Genomic DNA, 17771 nt, shown 5'->3' on the forward strand with positions numbered 1-17771 from the left:
GCCCCTCACCCCCCTGACGCGGCCGGCCCACCCGGCGCCCCACCCACGCCGGTCGGTCACCGGGTCGCGCCGCGCCCCGAACCGGACGCGGCGGCCGGGTGCGCCGTGAGCCGGATCGCAGTCCGTCGGCCCCGGCCCGCCTGGGCGGCCCTTCACCGTGCGGCGGATCGCCGACGGCGGCGTAACCTGCAAGCCGCAGCAGCACCGGTGGGAGGGGGCGAGGGATGACCGACCCGATCGAGCGTGGCCGACCGACGGCGCAGAACGGCGGCCGGGTGCTCAGGCCGCGCGCCTGGGCCGCGCCGGTACGCGCGATGACCCGCATGCTCAACGCCGACGGCTCCCCCCGTACCGCCGAAACGGCCGGACCCGGCCGCAGCGGGATCGTGGACTGCGGCCTCTACGTCGACGGCGAGCGGCAGCCCGGCGAGTGGAACTACGCCGACGCCCTGGCGGCGGCCCGCCGGGAGCGGCACGGGTTCGTCTGGCTGGGGCTGCACGAGCCCGAACTGGACGAGATGACGGCCATCGCCGCCACCTTCGGGCTGCACGAGCTGGCGGTCGAGGACGCGGTCAAGGCCCAGCAGCGCCCCAAGCTGGAGCGCTTCGGCGAGGTCACCTTCCTGGTGCTGCGGACCGCCCGGTACTGCGAGCACACCGAGCTGACCGAGAACTCAGAGGTGGTCGAGACCGGTCAGGTGATGCTCTTCATCGGGCCGAACTTCCTGATCAGCGTCCGGCACGGCGACGCCTGCCGGCTCGCCCCGGTCCGGGCCGACCTGGAGGCGAAGCGGGACCTGCTGCTGCACGGGCCGTGGGCGGTCGCGTACGCGATCACCGACCGGGTGGTGGACCTCTACCTGGAGGTGGCCGACCAGCTCGAGGACGACCTGGACGTGCTGGAGGCGGACGTCTTCGACGGGCAGGGCACCGGGCGGATCCAGCGGATCTACCAGATGAAGCGGGAGCTGGTGGAGTTCAAGCGGGCGGTGATGCCGTTACAGCGTCCGCTGCTCACCCTCACCTCCCAGGTCAACCGGGAGGTGCCGCAGGAGGTGCGGCGCTACTTCCGGGACGTGCAGGACCACCTCAGCCGCACGGTCGAGCAGGTGAACTCCTACGACGACCTGCTCAACTCGATCCTCCAGGCGCGGCTGGCCCAGGTCACCGTCGACCAGAACAACGACATGCGCAAGATCGCCGCGTGGGCCGCGATCGGCGCGGTGTGGACCGCGATCGCCGGCATCTACGGCATGAACTTCAAGTACATGCCCGAGCTGGGATGGACGTACGGCTATCCGGGGGTCTGGGCGCTGATGCTGGCGTCGTCGTTCACGCTGTACCGGTTGTTCCGCCGCAACGGCTGGCTCTGACGGCCGGCGGCCGGCAAGCGGAAGCGCCGGCCACGCGGGGTGATCCCGCGCGCCGGCGCTTTCCGTGACCCCGCGGTCAGCGGCGACCGCTGGCCTTGGCGGTGTTCTTCCCGTTGTTAATGGCCTTGGTGACGTCGTCGGCGGGCCGGCCGGAGACGTCCCGGGCGCCCTCGGCGACCGAGGGGACCTGGTCGGTCGGCTGGATCACCGGCGGGGGGCCGGGGGTGGTGGTGGAGGCGCTCTCGCCCTTCGCCACCGTCGAGCTGCCGGCGCCCGTCGCCGAGGCGTCGGTCACCTTGGCGCTGGGGTCCGGGGTCTCCACCACGATGGTGTCCACGTCCTCCCGCATCGGGTCCAGCTTGCCGGTCGGGTCGTACTCGGCCCACTCCTGCTGCTCCCGGCGGCGGCGCATGGCCATCGCGCCGGCCAGGCCGGCGACGGTGCCGGCGGCCAACAGCCCGGTCATCATGCCGCCCCGGGACTTCTTCTGCTTCTTCTTCGCGGCCTTCATGTTCTTCGCCTTCACCTTCTTGCTCACCGCGACCTGCTTGGCGGCGGCGGCCCTCCTGCCGGCGACGGCCTTCCCCGCCGTCTCGGCCTGCGCGTTGCGCACGGCCAGGACCAGCGGCGCGAGCGCCGCGACCGTCGAGGCGAGACCACTCGACGCGCGGTCCCGCACGATGACCGCGGTGGGCGCGACGGCACCCCGGGCTGCCTGGACCCGCGGGCCGACCGTGGCGCCGGCACCCTTCGCCGCGTACGTGGCAGCCTGCCTCAGGTGACCGATGCCCTGGTTCAGCTCGGCCTTGGCCAGCTGCCCCTGGGTCTTTCGTCGCCCGATTCCAAACACGGTCCCACCTCCTGGGAGTTGTTCCTCCGTCATCCTCCACCTTCGGATGCCTCCGCACTGCCAGATCGGGCACATGGGAGGATCCGTATGGAACTGACCAACGAGTGAGGAGTACCCGTGGCCGAGGCTGTCTACGCCACCTTGCACACCAACGCTGGCCCGATCCGGCTGGAGCTCTTCCCGAACCACGCGCCGAAGACCGTCCGCAACTTCGTCGACCTGGCCGAGGGCAACCGTGAGTACACCGATCCGCGTACCGGCCAGCCGGGCAGCGGGCCGTACTACGACGGCACCATCTCGCACCGCGTGATCAGCGGTTTCATGGTCCAGATGGGTGACCCGACCGGCACCGGTCGCGGTGGCCCGGGCTACACGTTCGCCGACGAGTTCCACCCGGAGCTGCGCTTCGACCGGCCGTACCTGCTCGCGATGGCGAACGCCGGGCCGGGCACCAACGGCTCGCAGTTCTTCATCACGGTCTCGCCGACGCCGCACCTGAACAACCGGCACACCATCTTCGGTCAGGTGGCGGACGAGCAGTCGGCGAAGGTCGTGGACTCGATCGCGAACACCCCGACCGGCCCGAGCGACCGGCCGCTGCAGGACGTGGTCATCGAGCGCGTCGAGATCGAGCGCAAGCCGTCCTGAGCACCACCCGGGTACCTTTGCCTGCATGACTCAGCGCTCCGGGCAGGCGGGTGACGGGACCGGCGGGCCGGTGCCGACCACCCCGGTCTGCTACCGCCACCCCGACCGGGAGACGTACGTCCGGTGCAGCCGGTGCGACCGGCCGATCTGTCCGGAGTGCATGCGGGAGGCGTCGGTCGGGCACCAGTGCCCGGAGTGCGTCAGCGAGGGACGTCGCAGCGTGCGGCCGGCGCGTACCGCCTTCGGTGGCGGTGCCGCCGGCCGTCACGGCTACGTGACGAAGACGCTGATCGCGCTGAACGTGCTGGTCATGCTGCTCTCCATCGCCTCGGACCGGGGCGGGGACGCGGCGGCCGGCGGCTCCGGCTTCGGCGGCCTGATGGGCGGCGGCACCCCGCTGACCGACTGGGGGGCGGTGCTGGGGCAGGCGATCCTCCCCGACGGCACGATCGGCGGCATCGCCGAGGGGCAGTGGTACCGGCTGGTCACCGCGATGTTCCTGCACTACGGCGTGGTGCACCTGCTGCTCAACATGTGGGCGCTCTGGGTGCTCGGCCGGACGCTGGAGGCGGCGCTCGGTCCGCTGCGCTTCCTGGCGCTCTACCTGATCGCCGGGCTCGGCGGAAACGTGGCGGTCTATCTCTTCAGCGCGCCCAACAGCACCGCGGTCGGCGCGTCGACGGCCATCTTCGGCCTCTTCGCCGCGATCTTCGTGATCATGCGGCGGCTGGGCCGGGACACCTCGGCGATCCTGCCGATCCTGGTGATCAACCTGGTCTTCACGTTCACCGTGCCGGGCATCTCCATCGCCGGCCACCTGGGCGGGCTGGTCACCGGCGCGCTGATGGCGCTGGTCCTGGCGTACGCCCCGCGGATGCGGCGGACCGTCTTCCAGGTCGCGGGCGGCGCGATCATCCTGGTGGCGCTGCTCGGCCTGGCCCTGGTCCGCACCGGGATGCTGCCCGGCGGCTGACCCGCTGCTCAGCCGCGCCGGCCGGCGGCCCGCGCCGCCCGGAGCGCCTCGGCCACCTCGGCCGGCGGCGCGTCGAGGTCGTACCGGCCGAAGAGGTGCAGCGACTCGCCCGCGTCGATCTCCAGCGTCTCGGCGGTGAGCCCGCGGCGGGTACGCCGATCCACCCTGATCGCCTCGACCTCCGGCCAGGACAGTCGACGGTGCCCGGCGAAGCCGTGGGCCACGGTGATCCCGTCGGAGTCCGCGGCCAGCCGGACCGGTGCCACCAGGTCGCGCAGCCCCCAGCCGGCCAGTCCGGCGGCGGCCAGTCCGGCCAGCACCGGCTGGACCCGGTCGTCACCGGCGAAGAGCAGCCCGAGCCCGAGCACGACGACCGCGCCGACCAGCTTGGCCACCGGCAGGACCACCGGCACCCGCCACTGGTGGACGGGGAAGGGCTGTGACCGCACGGCCCCAGCATGCCAGCCGCCCGGGATGTCGGCCCGCTGCCGCGACGGAACCGGGGGCGGACGGCCGGCCGGTGACGACGTAGGATCGGGAGCAGCCAGGTTACCGGGGAGTAAACATGAGTGACGCAGTCATCGTCGGCGCGGTACGGACCCCGGTCGGCCGGCGCAAGGGCAGCCTCGCCGGTGTCCACCCGGTCGACCTCTCGGCGCACGTGCTGCGCGCCCTCGCCGAGCGGACCGGCATCGAGCCCGGCCAGGTCGACGACGTGGTGTGGGGCTGTGTCTCGCAGGTCGGCGAGCAGTCGTGGAACGTCGCCCGCAACGCGGTGCTCGCCGCGGGCTGGCCGGAGTCGGTGCCCGGCACCACGGTCGACCGGCAGTGCGGGTCGAGCCAGCAGGCGCTGCACTTCGCCGCCGCCACCGTCCTGTCCGGTCAGGCCGACCTGGTGGTCGCCGGTGGTGTGGAGTCGATGACCCGGGTGCCGATGGGTTCCAGCGTGGCCGGCGGGGTGCCGTTCAGCGGCCAGATCCTGGAGCGCTACCGGGGCGTCGAGGGCGTCGCCCAGGACTCCCCGCTCCCGTTCAACCAGGGCGTCGGCGCCGAGTTGATCGCCGAGCGCTGGCGCTTCTCCCGCACGCAGCTCGACGAGTTCGCGCTGGCCAGCCACGAGAAGGCGGCCGCCGCGCAGGACGCGGGCGCGTTCGACCCGGAGTTGGCCCCGGTGGCGCTCGCCGACGGCGGGAAGTTCGCCGCCGACGAGGGCATCCGCCGGGAGACCTCGCTGGCCAAGCTCGGCGAGCTGGCCACCCCGTTCCGGGCCGACGGCGTGGTCACCGCCGGGTCCGCGTCCCAGATCTCCGACGGTGCCGCGGCGCTCGCCGTCACCACCAGCGAGTGGGCCAGCCGGCACGGGCTGCGCCCGCTGGCCCGGGTGCACACCGCCGTGGTCGCCGCCGACGACCCGGTCTCCATGCTCACCGCCCCCATCCCGGCCACCGCGAAGGCGCTGCGCCGCGCGGGGCTGGGCATCGAGGAGATCGGGGTGTACGAGGTGAACGAGGCGTTCGCCCCGGTGCCGCTGGCCTGGCTGGCGGAGACCGAGGCGGACCCGGAGCGGCTCAACCCGCGCGGCGGGGCGATCGCCCTCGGTCACCCGCTCGGCGCGTCCGGCGCCCGGATCATGACGACCATGCTCCAGCACATGCGGGACAACGGCATCCGCTACGGCCTGCAGACCATGTGCGAGGGTGGCGGCATGGCCAACGCCACCATCGTCGAGCTCCTCTGACCGGCCCCCACCCGGGCCCCGGTTGACCGGCCCGGAAAGGGCCTCGCCGCAGGGCCGGTCGACCCCTACTCTGCGGGACGTGACGATGACCCGCACCGATGCCAGCGACTGGTCGACCGACCCGCGGCGCGACGACGCGCTCGCCTGGGTCCGTGACGCGCTGGCCGCCCACGGTCACCGGGTGACCGGCCCGGTCGAGTCCCGGGTCCGGCCCTGGTCGCTGGTGTGGCAGGTGCCCACCGACGCCGGCCCGTTCTGGTTCAAGGCCAACAACCCCGGCACCCGGTACGAGGCCGCGCTGCTGGCCGAGCTGCCCCGGCTCTGCGCCGGGGCGGTGCTCGACCCGATCGCCGTGGACGTCGAGCGGGGCTGGTCGCTGCTGCCCGACGGGGGCCCGAGCCTGCGCGACACGCTGGCCGGGAAGCGGGACGTCACGCACTGGGCACAGGTGTTGCCCGCGTACGCGGAACTCCAGGTCGCGGTCGCCCCGCACGCGTGGCGACTGCTGGACCGGGGCGTGCCGGACCAGCGGCCGGAGCTGATGCCCGAGCTGTTCGACCGGCTGCTGGACGACGAGGAGGCGCTGCTCCTCGGCGAGCCGGACGGCCTCACCCCGGAGCTGCACCAGCGGCTGCGCGCGTACCGGCCGGAGTTCGCGGCGGTGTGCCGTCGACTGGCCGAGGTGGACGTGCCGGCCACCGTCCAGCACGACGACCTGCACGACGGGAACGTCTTCGTCGGCGACGACGGGTACCGCTTCTTCGACTGGGGGGACGCCTCGGTCGCCCACCCCTTCGGCACCCTGCTGGTCACCCTGCGCTCGGTGGCGTACGCCGGCGAACTGGCCCCGGGTGATCCGGCGCTGATCCGGCTGCGGGACGCGTACCTGGAGGCGTGGACCGACCGGCACGACCGGGCGACGCTGCGCGAGGTGGCGGGCCTGGCGATGCGGGTGGCCACGGTGAGCCGGTCGCTCTCCTGGCGGCGCGCGTTGCGGTCCACCGACCCGGCCCGCGCCGAGTACGCGTCGGCCGTCCCCGGCTGGCTCGGCGAGCTCTTCGCCGACCTGCCGGTCTGACCCTGGCCGGTGCCGCCCCGGCCGGCGGCGGTCCCGATGTCGGACACCGCGTGCGATTTGCACGGATGGAAGTTCCAGAAATTTGCTGTGACCCATGTCACGCTTGGTCAGCCGTCGTTGCACATTGCATGGACGTCTTCTCCCGAACGTTCCTTCCGGCCGCCGCCGAGACCGGTCTGGCGACCCAGACGGTCAGCCGGCACATGCCGATCTTCCGCCGGTGCGTGGGCTCCGGCGACGCCACCATCCTGGTCACCCGGTGCAGCCGCCCCGACCACCCGGTCGGCGGCGACTACCTGATGCTCCTCACCCACCGCCGCCTGGTGGTCACCCAGCAGACCCGGGTGCTGCACCGGCTGCGGCTCCACCTCAACACCGAGCTGCGCGAGCTGAGCAACGTCACCTGGAGCCCGGACCCGCGCCTGCACAGCGTCGAGCTGGCCGCCACGGCGATCGACGGGGCCCGCGAGCGGTTCCTCATCCGGACCCATCACCCGAAGCAGGTCTGGCAGCTCGACGCGCTGCTCAACCACGCCTTCCGTACCCGCCTGCGGACGCCCGCGGAGCGACTGGTCGCCACCATCGGCGAGCCGCCGCTCGCCGCCCGGCCGGCCGCGTTCCGCCCGGCGCCGGTGCGCTGACCGGGTCCTTACCGAACCCGAACGTTCCCCGGACGTCCCGGACGCCCGCCGGTCGGTAATCATGGGCCGGTGACCGCCGACACCGCGCAGCGTGGGCTCGTCCTCGTGGTGGAGGACGAGCCGGCCATCGCCGACCTGGTCCGGCTCTACCTGACCCGGGACGGGTTCGGCGTACATCTGGAACGGGACGGCGTCGGGGGCCTCGCCGCCGCGCGGCGGCTGCGCCCGGTGGCGTGCGTGCTGGACATCGCGCTGCCCGGCCTGGCCGGGACGGAGGTCTGCCGGCGGCTCCGCGAGGCCGGCGACTGGACCCCGGTCATCTTCCTCACCGCCCGGGACGACGAGGTCGACCGGATCGTCGGCCTGGAACTGGGCGCTGACGACTACGTGACCAAGCCGTTCAGCCCGCGCGAGCTGGTCGCCCGGGTCCGGGCGGTGCTGCGCCGATCGGCCGGGGCGCCGGCCGGGGCAGAGCAGCCCCGGGTGGTCGGCCCGGTCGTCCTCGACCCGGCCCGCCGGACGGTCACCGCCGCCGGCGCCCCGGTCCAGCTCACCTCCACCGAGTTCGACCTGCTCGCCCACCTGATGGCCCGGCCGGGCCGGGTGTTCACCCGGGAGGAACTGCTCGCCGGTGTCTGGGGGTACGCCGCGCACGCCGGCACCCGGACCGTGGACGTGCACGTGGCGCAGGTCCGCGCCAAACTGGGCCCGGCCAGCGTGATCCGCACCCACCGCGGCGTCGGGTACGCGGCCGATGCCTGATCCCGCCGGCCCGCCGCCGACCCACCCGCAGCGACCGGTCGGCCCGCAGCCCGCCCCGGGGCCGGGCCGACCGCACCAGCCGACCGTCGCCCTGCCGGTGATCGGGCCGGGTTCCGCGCCGACGCCCGCGCGCCCGCGGTTCGCCGGCACCCTGACCACCCGGGCGGTGCTGGTCACCTGCGCGGTCGCGCTGGTGTCGGTGCTGGTGACCGCGCTGGTCGCGGTCCCCCTCGCGGTACGCGGCGCGGAGCGGCGCGACCAGGCGGCCCTCGCCGCCCAGGCCCGCCTCGCCGCCGACGTGCTGCGGGTCCGCCCCGCCCGGCAGCGGGACAACGCCGGGGACCGGCTGATCCGCCAGCTCCGCCAGCAGGACATCGACGTGTACGTCGTCCGCGCCGGTCAGGTGGACCGCCCCGGCCTGCCCCGGCAGGTGGTGACCCGGGTGGCGACCGGCAAGGACGTCTCCGGGCGGCGGCTGGTGAACGGCGAGCGGGCCCTGGTCGAGGGGCGGGCGCTGCCCGGCGGCGACGGCGTCGTGCTGACCCGGGCCACCAGCAGCGGGCCGTGGCGGCAGGTGCTGCGCAGCCTCTGGCTCCCGTTGCTGGCCGGGCTCGCCGCCGGGGTGGCGGCCGGGCTGCTGCTCGCCCGCCGACTGGCCCGGCCGATCCGGACCGCGGCCACCGCCGCCGCCCGGCTGCGCGCCGGGGACCGGGCGGTACGCGTACCGGTCGAGCCGCCGGACGAGGTGGCCGACCTGGCGTACGCGCTGAACGGCCTGGCCGCCGCGCTGGCCACCAGCGAGGGGCGGCAACGCGAGTTCCTGCTCTCGGTCTCGCACGAGCTGCGCACCCCGTTGACCGCGATCCGCGGTTACGCCGAGGCGCTCGCCGACGGGGTGATCGACGCGGACGGGGTGCCCGACACCGGCCGGACCATGCTCGCCGAGGCCGAGCACCTCGACCGGCTGGTCAGTGACCTGCTGTCGCTGGCCCGGCTGGAGGCCGCCGACCTCCCGCTCGAACCGGTCCCGGTCGACCTGGCCCGGTTGGCCGCCGAGGCGGAACGGACCTGGTCCGACCGGTGCGCCGCGCTCGGGGTGACGTTCCGGCTGGAGGTGCCGTCCGGGCCGGTGCCGGCGTACACCGACCCGGGGCGGATCCGGCAGGTGCTCGACGGCCTGCTGGAGAACGCGCTGCGGGTCGTACCGCCGGGGGCGCCGGTGGTGCTCGCGGCCCGGCCGGCCGGCGCGGACCCGGCCGCCGGCGGGATCGTCGAGGTCCGCGACGGCGGACCGGGCTTCACCGACGACGACCTGGCGGTGGCCTTCGAGCGCGGCGCGCTGCACCAGCGGTACCGGGGGGTGCGCAAGGTGGGCAGCGGGCTCGGGCTGGCGCTCGCCGCCGGGCTGGTCCGCCGGCTCGGCGGCGACATCGCCGCCGGCCACGCGCCGGAGGGCGGGGCGGCCTTCACCGTCCGGCTGCCCGGAGATCCTTACCTGACCCGTACACCGGGCTGACGGTCCGCTCGCCGGAACGCGGGACGCTGATGCTCCACGGACGAGAGGAACACTGATGGCACGTCAGGGAATCGTCACCGGCGTCACCGCGCTGCTCGCGGCGGCCGCGCTCGGCCTCGCCGGCTGCGGCCCGGCCCGACTGGCCCAGGATTCGGCGAAGGAGACCGCGGTCGAGGTCGCCGCCGCCATGGGCGCGGACGGTCAGGCGCTCGCCGCGCTGGGCTTCGACGCCGCCGACCTGGACGTGGACCCCGTCGCCGCGCCCGCGTCGTCCTCCGCCGAGCCGGAGCCGTCCACCTCGGCCGGTCCGAAGGACAAGCGCGGTGATCGCGGCCAGGAGTGGCGCAAGCGGCACCGAGCCCGGGTGCTGTTGCGCAAGAACACCCTGCACGGCGAGGTCGTGGTCCAGACCAGGGACGGCGGTACGAAGACCGTCGCAGTCCAGCGCGGCCAGGTGACCGGGATCGACGCGAAGTCCATGACCGTCAAGTCGACCGACGGCTTCACCATGACCTGGACCTTCGGCGACGACCTCCGGGTGGTCGAGCGGCGTACCACGATCCAGTCGACGGACGTCAAGGTCGGCACCACGGTCGGCGTGGCCGGCGCCAAGGACGGCGACGGCGGCGTGGCCCGGCTGGTCGTGGTCCCGTTCAAGCAGAACTGACGGCCGACCGGGCCCCTCCACGGGGATGGGGCCCGGTCGCCGGGGTCAGTAGACCCGGGAGCCGATGAAGTCGTCGTGGCCGTAGCCCACCGGGTTGGCGAACGACCGCGACTCGAAGGACCACTGCTGGCGGGTGCTGGTGGAGCAGCTGGCCAGCCGCAGCCGCGGGGTGCCCAGCCACGGGTTGTCGAACGCCACGCAGAGGTTGGTCGCGCCGGCCGGCTTGAGCTGGCTGCCGGCGAAGACGAACTGCTGGTTGGGCCCGCCGTGGCAGTCGTAGATGTTGACCGCCGTGCCGGAGGTCAGCGACCCGCCGGAGACGTCCAGGCAGCGGTCGTGGGAGAGCTCCGAGTGCAGCGACTGCCGGGTCGGGTCGTACCAGAAGCCCTGGTTACGGCCGCCGTGGCAGGCGTACGACTGCTGGACGGTGCCGTTGCGCGAGTCGTAGCCCTTGCCGTCCACGCAGGTGCCGGTGGCCGCGTTGCGGAGCTGCCTGAACTCCATCAGCCCGGGCTGGAGCACGCCCTGGCCGGTGCTGGCCGGGTCGACGCAGGTCGCCTTCTCCTGCCCGGAGTTCCAGAACCGGGTGATGCACTGGGCGAACATGCCGTGCCCGCGGTAGTTGGGGTGGAACGACTGCCGGGCGGCGTTCTCGTCCCAGATGCCGACCTCGATGTAGAGGCCGCGGACCGAGGTGTTGTCGGTGCACACCTCGTGGCCGTGGAAGAGCCGGCTGGCGTCGAGGTAGCGGGTGCCGGTGTTCGTCGCCGCCGCGCGCAGGGCCGACTCGAAGAGCGGCACCGCCTTGTTCCGGGCGAACGCGGCGTCGGCAAGGTAGAGCAGGCAGCCGCCGGCATACCAGCCGGGGAAGCCCGGGTTGTCCTCCACGTCCGGGCTGCCCGGGCTCGGGTACGACATCAGCACCAGTTCGTAGTCCGAGCGCAGGTAGCCGGCCCCGGTCATGGTCTGCCGGATCGAGGTGATCGCCTCCTCGACCGCGCGCCGGCTGCCGTCGGTGCGGATCGTCCACTGGTCGGTGTACGTCGGGTAGCACGCGCCCTGGAAGAAGACGCGACGGATCGCACAGTCGGTGGCGACGGGTCCGAACTGGATGGTGCCGTCGCCGTTTGGCGCCGGAGCAGGCCAGGTTGTACCTCTCGTCGGCCGGGATGCCGGTACGGAACACGGCCTGGTCGTACGAGCGGTCGCACCAGTTGCCGTCCTGGTGGGTGCCGGGAACGTAGTTGCCCATCCCCTCACCGGAGATCTCGCTGTCGCCCATGGTCACCAGGGCGGTGCGGCGTTGCTCCAGCGGGCGGATGTCGGGGGAGCCGTAGAGCGCGGTGGACTCGGCGGCGCGGACGGTCTCGAGGGCGGTCGGGAGCGGCTGGACGGCGGGACGGTCGGCGGCGGCCGCGGGGGAGGCCGGTCCGACGAGCATCGGCAGGGCGAGGGCGGCGGCGGACAGGACGGCCAGGGCCTGCCGTCGAGTCGTCCGTACGCGCCTGGCCGGGGTACCAAGCATCGACGCGCTCCTTTCGGCTCAATCGTGGGATGTCGATTGAGTTACCGGAAGGTAGCCGGCCGATGGAGAGATGTGGGTGCGTCTCGGAAAGCTTGCGCCCCGGTGCGGAAGGGAACTCTTCCGACAGATCGGGCGGGTGGCGGGTCCGGGTCGGTACCCGGGGCCGGTCGCGGCTGACCGGACGGCCGGCACCGCAGGGCCGAGTGGTGCGCTTCGGGCCGGCGGCGCCGCTCGACGGGCACCGCGACCGCTTCCGCGCTTCACCGCGTCGCGCCCTGAGCAGGGCGGTTCCGAACGCTCCGCCGGAAATCATCGAGGTCGGACCGCCCGGCGCCCCTGGCCCGATGGGGAGGTGGCGGGCTGCACCGCGACGAAGAGCCAGGCTACGCTAGGGCCGATTTGCTGTCCCCACCGTGGAGATCTCCCGTGAAGCTCTCGATCCTCATGCCGGTCTACAACGAGGAAGAACGAATCGCGGATGCCCTCAAGCAGGCATTGGCGGTCGACTACCCGTGTGAGATCGAGCTCGTCGTCGTCGATGACGGCAGCCGAGACGGCACCTCGGAGGTCCTCGGCCGAGTGGACGACGCGCGGCTGCGGGTGATCACCCACCAGCGCAACGCCGGCAAGGGCGCGGCCATCAAGACGGCCGTCGACAACGCCGAGGGTGAGTACATGGTCATCCTCGACGCCGACCTCGAGTACGACCCGCAGGACATTCCGCGCCTGCTGGAGCCGGTCCTCGACGGCCGGGCCACCGTCGTCTACGGCAATCGGACGTTCGGCAGCCACAGCTCCTACAGCTTCTGGTACGTGGTGGGCAACAAGGGCGTCACCCTGGCCGCCAACGTGCTCTACAACTCCTACATCGGTGACCTGGAGACCTGCTTCAAGCTGATGCCGGTCGAGCTCTACCGCTCGCTCCAGATCCGCTCCCGCGGCTTCGGCATGGAGGCGGAGGTCACCGGCAAGCTGCTGCGTCAGCGGATCCGCCCGTACGAGGTGCCGATCAGCTACCGCGCCCGCGGCCGCGAGGAGGGCAAGAAGATCACCTGGAAGGACGGCGTCGAGGCGATCTGGATCCTGGCCCGGGAGCGCGCCCGCCGCCGCCCGGCCGGGACGGCCCGGCGCTGACCTCGGGCCCCGCCCGCACGAACCACCGCAGGACCCCGTCGCCCCGGCTCGACCCAGGCGCGGGGTCCCGCTTTTTCCGCCTCCCTCCGCCGGCCCGCCCCGGCCGATCAGGCCGGCGCCGGCACCGCGGCGAGGAATTCGCCGACCGACCGGCGCAGGCCGGCGGCGTCCAGGCCGTGCCAGCGACTGTGGTCCTCGGCCGAGCCGTAGCGGCGCAGGTCCTCGCGGCCCACGCCGAGGGCGAGCAGCCGGTGCGGCCGGTTGGCCAGCGCGGCGCCGACCACCCGGGCGGACGTGCCGGCCAGGTAGGGCTCGACCAGGATCACCTCGGCGCCGGCCAGCGCCCGCAGACCCGCGGTGTCGAACGGTCGCGGCCGGTGCGTGTACGCCACGGTGACCGGCAGCCCTTCCACGGCGGCCAGCGCCGCGTCGAGCAGCGGCCCGACCGCGACCAGCAGTGGGGCGCCCGGACCGGCGTCGCGCAGCACCCGAAGGTCACCCGCGTCCGGGTACGCGCGGGCGTTGCTCTGGGTGGAGAGCCGCAGATACGCCGAGTCCTGCCCGCACACCACGTCCCGGAGCAGCCCGGGCACCTCGTCCCGGTGGCCGGGGACGTGCACCGTCCAGTCGCGCAGCGTGTCGATCAGGGCCACGTCCGCCGAGCCCAGATGGGTACGGCCGGCCGCCGCGCGGTCGTAGGACGCGCCGACGCTGACCAGCACCGCCCCGACGCCCTGGTGGTCGAGGTCGAGCTTGATCTGCTCGTACGCCCGCTCGACGAGGAAGGGGGCGTAGCTGTGCACGATCGGGCGCTGCCCGGTCAGCGCCAGCCCGCCCGCCACACCCACCATCAGCTGCTCCCGGATCCCGACGTTGAGCACCCGATCGGGGTGGCGCAGGGCGGCCGGGGCGAACGCGGCGGCCGAGATGTCGGCCAGCACGATAGTGGTCCGGGGGTCGTCCAGCAGTGCGGTGGCGCTGGTCACGAAGGTGTCGCGCACGATCACTCCTCTTCTGCGACGACCGCGACGACGACGTGCGGCCGGTGGTTGTCGTGCCCGGTGAGGGCGGTGTGCAGGGCCTCGTGGTCGCGCCCGTCGACGGTCGCGGCGGTCCACCCGTTGACGGTGAACCGGCTCGCCGCGCCGCCCGGCCAGCCGTGGCTCGCCGAGCGGTTGTCGACGACGATCGCGGTCAGCCCCGCCAGCCCCGCCAGCCCGGTCGCCCCGGCGTACGCGATCGCCTCGTGGTTGGAGCCCTCGTCCAGCTCGGCGTCGCCCAGCAGCACGTACACCCGGGGGTCGAGCCGGCCCTGCGCCCGCAGGCCCAGCGCGGTGCCCACGCCGAGGCCCAGCCCGTGGCCGAGCGACCCGGAGCCGATCTCCACCCCGGGCACCAGCAGCCGGTCCGGGTGGTCGCCGAGCCGGCTCTCCGGGCCGCCCTGGTCGTCCAGCCACTCCACCGGGATGAACCCCTTCGCGGCGAGCAGCGCGTAGTAGCCGGCCACCGCGTGCCCCTTGGAGAGCAGGAAGCGGTCCCGGTCCGGGTCGTCGATCGTCGCCGGGGTGATCCGCAGCACCCGGTCGTAGAGCACCTGGAGCACGTCCAGCGTCGAGTACACGTTGGCACCGAACTCGCGGCCGGCCCGGATCCGGTCCAGCAGCGCCCCGAGCGTGACGGGGTCGGTGGCGGTCGTCGTCGTCATGCGGCTAGCCTGCGACCTGAAGCTCACTTCAACTCAAGGTCGTGTGATGCACGAATCACTCACCATCGGGCAACTCTCCGCCCGCAGCGGGGTCGCCCCTTCGGCGCTGCGCTACTACGAGCGGCTCGGCCTGATCCGGGCCGAGCGCACCGGCGGCAACCAGCGCCGGTACGCCCGCACCGAGCTGCGCCGGGTGGCGTTCGTCCGGATCTCCCAGCAGGTGGGCGTCTCGCTGGAGGAGATCCGGGAGGCGCTGGACTCGCTGCCGTCGTCGCGTACCCCGACGCCGGACGACTGGGCCGCCCTCTCCCGGGCCTGGCGGGACCGGCTGGACGAGAAGATCCGGCTGCTCGGCAAGCTCCGCGACGACCTGGACGGCTGCATCGGCTGCGGCTGCCTGTCGCTGCAGCGCTGCACGCTCTACAACCCGGAGGACGCGCTGGCCGCGGAGGGCCCGGGTGCCCGGCTGATGCTGGCCCGCCCCGGCGCCGACGCCGCGTCCGACTGAGCGGTCAGCCGACGAGCAGCACCTTGCCCAGGTGGTCGCTGGTCTCCACCAGGCGGTGCGCCTCGGCCGCGTCGGCCATCGGCAGCCGGCGGTCCACGATCGGGCGGATCGCCCCGGACTCCACCAGCGGCCACACCTGCTCGCGGACCCCCCGGACGATCTCCGCCTTCTCGGCCAGCGGGCGGGAGCGCAGCGCCGTCGCTGCCACCGAGGCCCGCTTGGCCAGCAGCGCGCCCAGGTCCAGCTCGCCCTTGCGGCCACCCTGCATGCCGATCACCACCAGACGACCGCCGGTCGCCAGCGCCGCCACGTTCCGCGGCAGGTAGGCGGCGCCGATGATGTCGAGGATCACGTCCGCGCCCCGGCCGTCGGTCACCCGACGGACCTCCTCGACGAAGTCCTGCTCGCGGTAGTCGATCGTGTGCGCGGCGCCCAGCTCGCGCAGCCGTTCGTGCTTGGCCGCCCGCGCGGTCACCACCACGATCGCCCCGAGGGCCGCGCCGAGCTGGATGGCGAAGGTGCCGATCCCGCTGCCGCCGCCGTGCACGAGCAGCGTCTCACCCTTCGTGAGCCGGGCCAGCGCGACGACGTTCGACCAGACCGTGCAGGCCACCTCGGGCAGGGCCGCCGCCTCGACCAGGTCGACGCCGGCCGGCACCGGCAGCAGCTGCCCGGCCGGCACGGCCACCCGCTCGGCGTACCCGCCGCCGGCCAGCAGCGCGCAGACCTCCTGGCCCACCGTCCAGCCGGTCACCTCGGGACCGATCGCGCCGATCACCCCGGAACACTCCAAGCCGGGGTACGCGGGCGCCCCCGGCGGTGGCGGATAGTGCCCCTGCCGCTGCAACAGGTCCGCCCGGTTCACCGCGCTCGCCCGCACGTCGACGATCACCTCGCCCGGGCCGGGCTCCGGATCCGGCACCTCCGCCCAGACGAGTGCCTCGGGTCCGCCGGGTTCCGGAATCGTGATCGCGCGCATGGCCCAGTCTTACCCGATCCGGCCGTCCGTCCACGCCCGGGCCAGAATCTCCGCCACCGTCCGCTCCGGCGTCTGGTCCGAGGTGTCCAGCCAGAGCCCGATCCGCGGGGTGTCGGACCGGAACCCGGCATCCAGGTCCGCCACCGGCCAGTCGCCGTACGCCTTCTTCGGCCGGTCCCGCTCGCGGACCGCGACCACCTCCGGGCGCGGCGCGAGCACCACCACCGCGAGCGGCCGGTGCCGGACCCGCGCGACCATGGCCGGCAGGTCCGCCCCCAGCACCACGTCCTGGAGCACGACGGTGAAGCCTGCCCCGACGTAGCGGTCGGCCACCGTCGCGGCGAGCTCGTACCGGAGCCTGAGCTGCCGCCACGCCTCCTCGGACGGCTGCGCGGTCATCTCCGCCCGTCCGTTCACCACCATCCGGCGGAACACGTCGCCGCGCAGGTGCACCGAGCGGGGCACCCGGCGGGCCAGCAGCTCGGCCACAGTGGACTTGCCGGCCGCCATGATCCCGGTGATCAGCACCACCGCCGGGGTCTCCCACATCCGGCCATCGTGCCAGTGATGGTGGGACGGCGGCTCGCCCGACCGAGCGCCCGTGGCAGACTAGGCACGGTCGCGTACCCTGCGGGGGGCGTGGCCCGGGAGGGTTCGCCTAGTGGCCGATGGCGCTGGTCTTGAAAACCGGTAAGGGCAGCGATGTCCTTCGTGGGTTCGAATCCCACACCCTCCGCGTCAACCGCCGAGACGGACCATCACCAGCGTGCCGTTCAGGCCCGCCTCGGTGTATGCCCCGCCGTCCCGCCCGACGACCAGCAGGCGGGAGCCGTCCTGGCCGGCCGGCACGCTGAACCAGAACCGGCACGTCCCGTCGGTGAGGACCCGTCCGTCGGTCAGCCGGGCGGCGGCGACGCTCCGCCCGCTACCCGCGATGGTTTCACGCCATGGGGCCGGACACGACACGCTTTCGGTTCGAAGCGGCGCGTCGACGGGGTATGAAGGGGCGCAGGAAAAGCGCGCACCCGGAAGGACCCGTTTCGATGACCCTGGAACGACCGATCGCCCCGGACCCGTACGAGCTGCTGCCCACGGTGCCGTCGTTCAGCCTCACCAGCGACGACGTGCACAACGGCGAGCCGATGGAGGCGCGGTACGCGCACGGCAGCGCCGGCGGCGAGAACGTCTCCCCGCAGCTGGCCTGGTCGGGCTTCCCCGACGGGACGAAGAGCGTGGTGACCTGCTTCGACCCGGACGCCCCGACCGGCAGCGGCTTCTGGCACTGGGTGCTGGTGGACGTACCCGCCTCGGTGACCGAGCTGCCCACCGGGGTGAAGGAGAGCGACCTCGGCGGCGCCTTCAGCATCCGCAACGACTACGGCGACACCGGCTACGGCGGCGCCGCCCCGCCGCCCGGTGACCGCCCGCACCGGTATGTCTTCGCCGTGCACGCCGTAGACGTCGAGCGCCTGGACGTCGGCAAGAACGCCAGCCCCGCCTTCGTCGGCTTCAACCTCGCCTTCCACACCCTCGCCCGCGCCGTAATCCGCCCCACGTACCAGCTCAAGGACTAACCCGCGCCCCCAAGTCCCGCGATCTTGCACTGGTGGCCCCGGCAGAGCGGACATGAGCCGCGAATCCGGGGCCCCAGAGTGCAAGATCGCGGGAGGGGGC

20 protein-coding genes and 1 tRNA gene are annotated in these 17771 nt (G+C 73.6%); 13 read left to right on the forward strand and 8 right to left on the reverse strand.

The window, feature by feature from the left end; all coding sequences use genetic code 11:
• Window positions 1-314 precede the first annotated feature (314 nt).
• Entirely contained in the window at window positions 315-1373 is a 1059-nt protein-coding gene (gene corA / locus DKT69_RS32410; protein WP_375373547.1) for a magnesium/cobalt transporter CorA, read from the forward strand.
• 76 nt (window positions 1374-1449) lie between these two features.
• Here corA and DKT69_RS32415 read toward each other — a convergent pair whose 3' ends face one another.
• On the reverse strand, window positions 1450-2256 hold the full coding sequence (locus DKT69_RS32415; protein WP_109805231.1) for a hypothetical protein: 807 nt from the start codon (window positions 2254-2256) through the stop codon (window positions 1450-1452).
• A gap of 84 nt (window positions 2257-2340) precedes the next feature.
• Here DKT69_RS32415 and DKT69_RS32420 point away from each other — a divergent pair, with 84 nt between their 5' ends.
• Both DKT69_RS32420 and DKT69_RS32425 read left to right on the forward strand, forming a co-directional pair.
• On the forward strand, window positions 2341-2871 hold the full coding sequence (locus DKT69_RS32420; RefSeq protein WP_109805232.1) for a peptidylprolyl isomerase: 531 nt from the start codon (window positions 2341-2343) through the stop codon (window positions 2869-2871).
• A 25-nt stretch (window positions 2872-2896) separates the two neighbouring features.
• Window positions 2897-3844 (forward strand): rhomboid family intramembrane serine protease, encoded by a 948-nt coding sequence (locus DKT69_RS32425; protein WP_109805233.1) that lies wholly within the window; start codon window positions 2897-2899, stop codon window positions 3842-3844.
• A gap of 8 nt (window positions 3845-3852) precedes the next feature.
• On the opposite strand, the gene DKT69_RS32430 is transcribed toward DKT69_RS32425, so the two are convergent.
• Window positions 3853-4293, reverse strand: coding sequence for a PH domain-containing protein (locus tag DKT69_RS32430; protein WP_236648492.1), 441 nt, complete (start codon window positions 4291-4293; stop codon window positions 3853-3855).
• 116 nt (window positions 4294-4409) lie between these two features.
• Between DKT69_RS32430 and DKT69_RS32435 the strand changes: the two genes are divergently transcribed.
• The 6 genes from DKT69_RS32435 to DKT69_RS32460 all read left to right on the forward strand — a co-directional run bounded on the left by DKT69_RS32435 (window position 4410) and on the right by DKT69_RS32460 (window position 10246).
• A complete protein-coding gene (locus DKT69_RS32435) occupies window positions 4410-5582 on the forward strand; it encodes a thiolase family protein (protein ID WP_109805234.1) in 1173 nt (390 codons plus the stop codon).
• An 85-nt stretch (window positions 5583-5667) separates the two neighbouring features.
• Window positions 5668-6660 (forward strand): phosphotransferase, encoded by a 993-nt coding sequence (locus DKT69_RS32440; RefSeq protein ID WP_109805248.1) that lies wholly within the window; start codon window positions 5668-5670, stop codon window positions 6658-6660.
• 128 nt (window positions 6661-6788) lie between these two features.
• Window positions 6789-7301 (forward strand): hypothetical protein, encoded by a 513-nt coding sequence (locus tag DKT69_RS32445; RefSeq protein ID WP_109805235.1) that lies wholly within the window; start codon window positions 6789-6791, stop codon window positions 7299-7301.
• Between the two features lie 69 nt (window positions 7302-7370).
• Window positions 7371-8063, forward strand: coding sequence for a response regulator transcription factor (locus tag DKT69_RS32450; protein WP_109805236.1), 693 nt, complete (start codon window positions 7371-7373; stop codon window positions 8061-8063).
• Window positions 8056-9579 carry a sensor histidine kinase gene (locus DKT69_RS32455; protein WP_109805237.1) on the forward strand — a complete coding sequence of 508 codons (1524 nt, stop codon included), beginning with the start codon at window positions 8056-8058 and terminating at the stop codon, window positions 9577-9579. Before DKT69_RS32450 ends, DKT69_RS32455 begins: the two co-directional genes overlap by 8 nt.
• A 55-nt stretch (window positions 9580-9634) precedes the next feature.
• Window positions 9635-10246, forward strand: coding sequence for a hypothetical protein (locus tag DKT69_RS32460; RefSeq protein ID WP_109805238.1), 612 nt, complete (start codon window positions 9635-9637; stop codon window positions 10244-10246).
• Window positions 10247-10291: 45 nt separating this feature from the next.
• Here the strand turns inward: DKT69_RS32460 and DKT69_RS40330 are convergent, their stop codons facing one another.
• Window positions 10292-11209: a ricin-type beta-trefoil lectin domain protein gene (locus tag DKT69_RS40330; protein WP_236648493.1), complete on the reverse strand. Its 918-nt coding sequence runs from the start codon at window positions 11207-11209 to the stop codon at window positions 10292-10294.
• A gap of 988 nt (window positions 11210-12197) precedes the next feature.
• On the opposite strand from DKT69_RS40330, the gene DKT69_RS32470 reads away from it, so the two are divergent.
• The gene (locus DKT69_RS32470) at window positions 12198-12905 is read left to right on the forward strand and encodes a glycosyltransferase family 2 protein (RefSeq protein ID WP_109805239.1); all 708 of its coding nucleotides are present in this window, start codon (window positions 12198-12200) and stop codon (window positions 12903-12905) included.
• A 107-nt stretch (window positions 12906-13012) separates the two neighbouring features.
• On the opposite strand, the gene DKT69_RS32475 is transcribed toward DKT69_RS32470, so the two are convergent.
• Entirely contained in the window at window positions 13013-13906 is an 894-nt protein-coding gene (locus DKT69_RS32475; RefSeq protein WP_109805240.1) for a transketolase family protein, read from the reverse strand.
• A gap of 2 nt (window positions 13907-13908) precedes the next feature.
• Window positions 13909-14610, reverse strand: coding sequence for a thiamine pyrophosphate-binding protein (locus tag DKT69_RS32480; protein WP_109805241.1), 702 nt, complete (start codon window positions 14608-14610; stop codon window positions 13909-13911).
• A 46-nt stretch (window positions 14611-14656) separates the two neighbouring features.
• On the opposite strand from DKT69_RS32480, the gene soxR reads away from it, so the two are divergent.
• Entirely contained in the window at window positions 14657-15118 is a 462-nt protein-coding gene (gene soxR, locus DKT69_RS32485) for a redox-sensitive transcriptional activator SoxR (protein WP_109805242.1), read from the forward strand.
• A 4-nt stretch (window positions 15119-15122) separates the two neighbouring features.
• Here soxR and DKT69_RS32490 read toward each other — a convergent pair whose 3' ends face one another.
• Both DKT69_RS32490 and DKT69_RS32495 read right to left on the reverse strand, forming a co-directional pair.
• A complete protein-coding gene (locus DKT69_RS32490) occupies window positions 15123-16097 on the reverse strand; it encodes an NAD(P)H-quinone oxidoreductase (RefSeq protein WP_109805243.1) in 975 nt (324 codons plus the stop codon).
• A gap of 9 nt (window positions 16098-16106) precedes the next feature.
• Entirely contained in the window at window positions 16107-16646 is a 540-nt protein-coding gene (locus tag DKT69_RS32495) for an AAA family ATPase (RefSeq protein ID WP_109805244.1), read from the reverse strand.
• A 98-nt stretch (window positions 16647-16744) separates the two neighbouring features.
• Here DKT69_RS32495 and DKT69_RS32500 point away from each other — a divergent pair.
• Window positions 16745-16833, forward strand: a tRNA-Ser gene (locus DKT69_RS32500).
• A gap of 2 nt (window positions 16834-16835) precedes the next feature.
• Here the strand turns inward: DKT69_RS32500 and DKT69_RS32505 are convergent.
• On the reverse strand, window positions 16836-17063 hold the full coding sequence (locus DKT69_RS32505) for a hypothetical protein (protein ID WP_109805245.1): 228 nt from the start codon (window positions 17061-17063) through the stop codon (window positions 16836-16838).
• A gap of 77 nt (window positions 17064-17140) precedes the next feature.
• Here DKT69_RS32505 and DKT69_RS32510 point away from each other — a divergent pair, with 77 nt between their 5' ends.
• Window positions 17141-17671 carry a YbhB/YbcL family Raf kinase inhibitor-like protein gene (locus tag DKT69_RS32510; protein ID WP_109805246.1) on the forward strand — a complete coding sequence of 177 codons (531 nt, stop codon included), beginning with the start codon at window positions 17141-17143 and terminating at the stop codon, window positions 17669-17671.
• The last annotated feature ends 100 nt before the right edge of the window (window positions 17672-17771 follow it).

It is taken from the genome of Micromonospora sicca (assembly GCF_003172935.1).
Taxonomy (GTDB): domain Bacteria; phylum Actinomycetota; class Actinomycetes; order Mycobacteriales; family Micromonosporaceae; genus Micromonospora; species Micromonospora sicca.

Bases quoted from the DNA above. Each gene is read 5' to 3' on its own strand.
- DKT69_RS32455 (WP_109805237.1), top strand. From the start codon at position 8,056: ATGCCTGATCCCGCCGGCCCGCCGCCGACCCACCCGCAGCGACCGGTC.
- DKT69_RS32495 (WP_109805244.1), bottom strand. From the start codon at position 16,646: ATGTGGGAGACCCCGGCGGTGGTGCTGATCACCGGGATCATGGCGGCC.
- DKT69_RS32445 (WP_109805235.1), top strand. From the start codon at position 6,789: ATGGACGTCTTCTCCCGAACGTTCCTTCCGGCCGCCGCCGAGACCGGT.
- DKT69_RS32480 (WP_109805241.1), bottom strand. From the start codon at position 14,610: ATGACGACGACGACCGCCACCGACCCCGTCACGCTCGGGGCGCTGCTG.
- DKT69_RS32510 (WP_109805246.1), top strand. From the start codon at position 17,141: ATGACCCTGGAACGACCGATCGCCCCGGACCCGTACGAGCTGCTGCCC.
- DKT69_RS32440 (WP_109805248.1), top strand. From the start codon at position 5,668: ATGACCCGCACCGATGCCAGCGACTGGTCGACCGACCCGCGGCGCGAC.
- soxR (WP_109805242.1), top strand. From the start codon at position 14,657: ATGCACGAATCACTCACCATCGGGCAACTCTCCGCCCGCAGCGGGGTC.
- DKT69_RS32425 (WP_109805233.1), top strand. From the start codon at position 2,897: ATGACTCAGCGCTCCGGGCAGGCGGGTGACGGGACCGGCGGGCCGGTG.
- DKT69_RS32415 (WP_109805231.1), bottom strand. From the start codon at position 2,256: ATGACGGAGGAACAACTCCCAGGAGGTGGGACCGTGTTTGGAATCGGG.
- DKT69_RS32435 (WP_109805234.1), top strand. From the start codon at position 4,410: ATGAGTGACGCAGTCATCGTCGGCGCGGTACGGACCCCGGTCGGCCGG.
- DKT69_RS32490 (WP_109805243.1), bottom strand. From the start codon at position 16,097: ATGCGCGCGATCACGATTCCGGAACCCGGCGGACCCGAGGCACTCGTC.
- DKT69_RS40330 (WP_236648493.1), bottom strand. From the start codon at position 11,209: ATGACCGGGGCCGGCTACCTGCGCTCGGACTACGAACTGGTGCTGATG.
- DKT69_RS32460 (WP_109805238.1), top strand. From the start codon at position 9,635: ATGGCACGTCAGGGAATCGTCACCGGCGTCACCGCGCTGCTCGCGGCG.
- corA (WP_375373547.1), top strand. From the start codon at position 315: ATGACCCGCATGCTCAACGCCGACGGCTCCCCCCGTACCGCCGAAACG.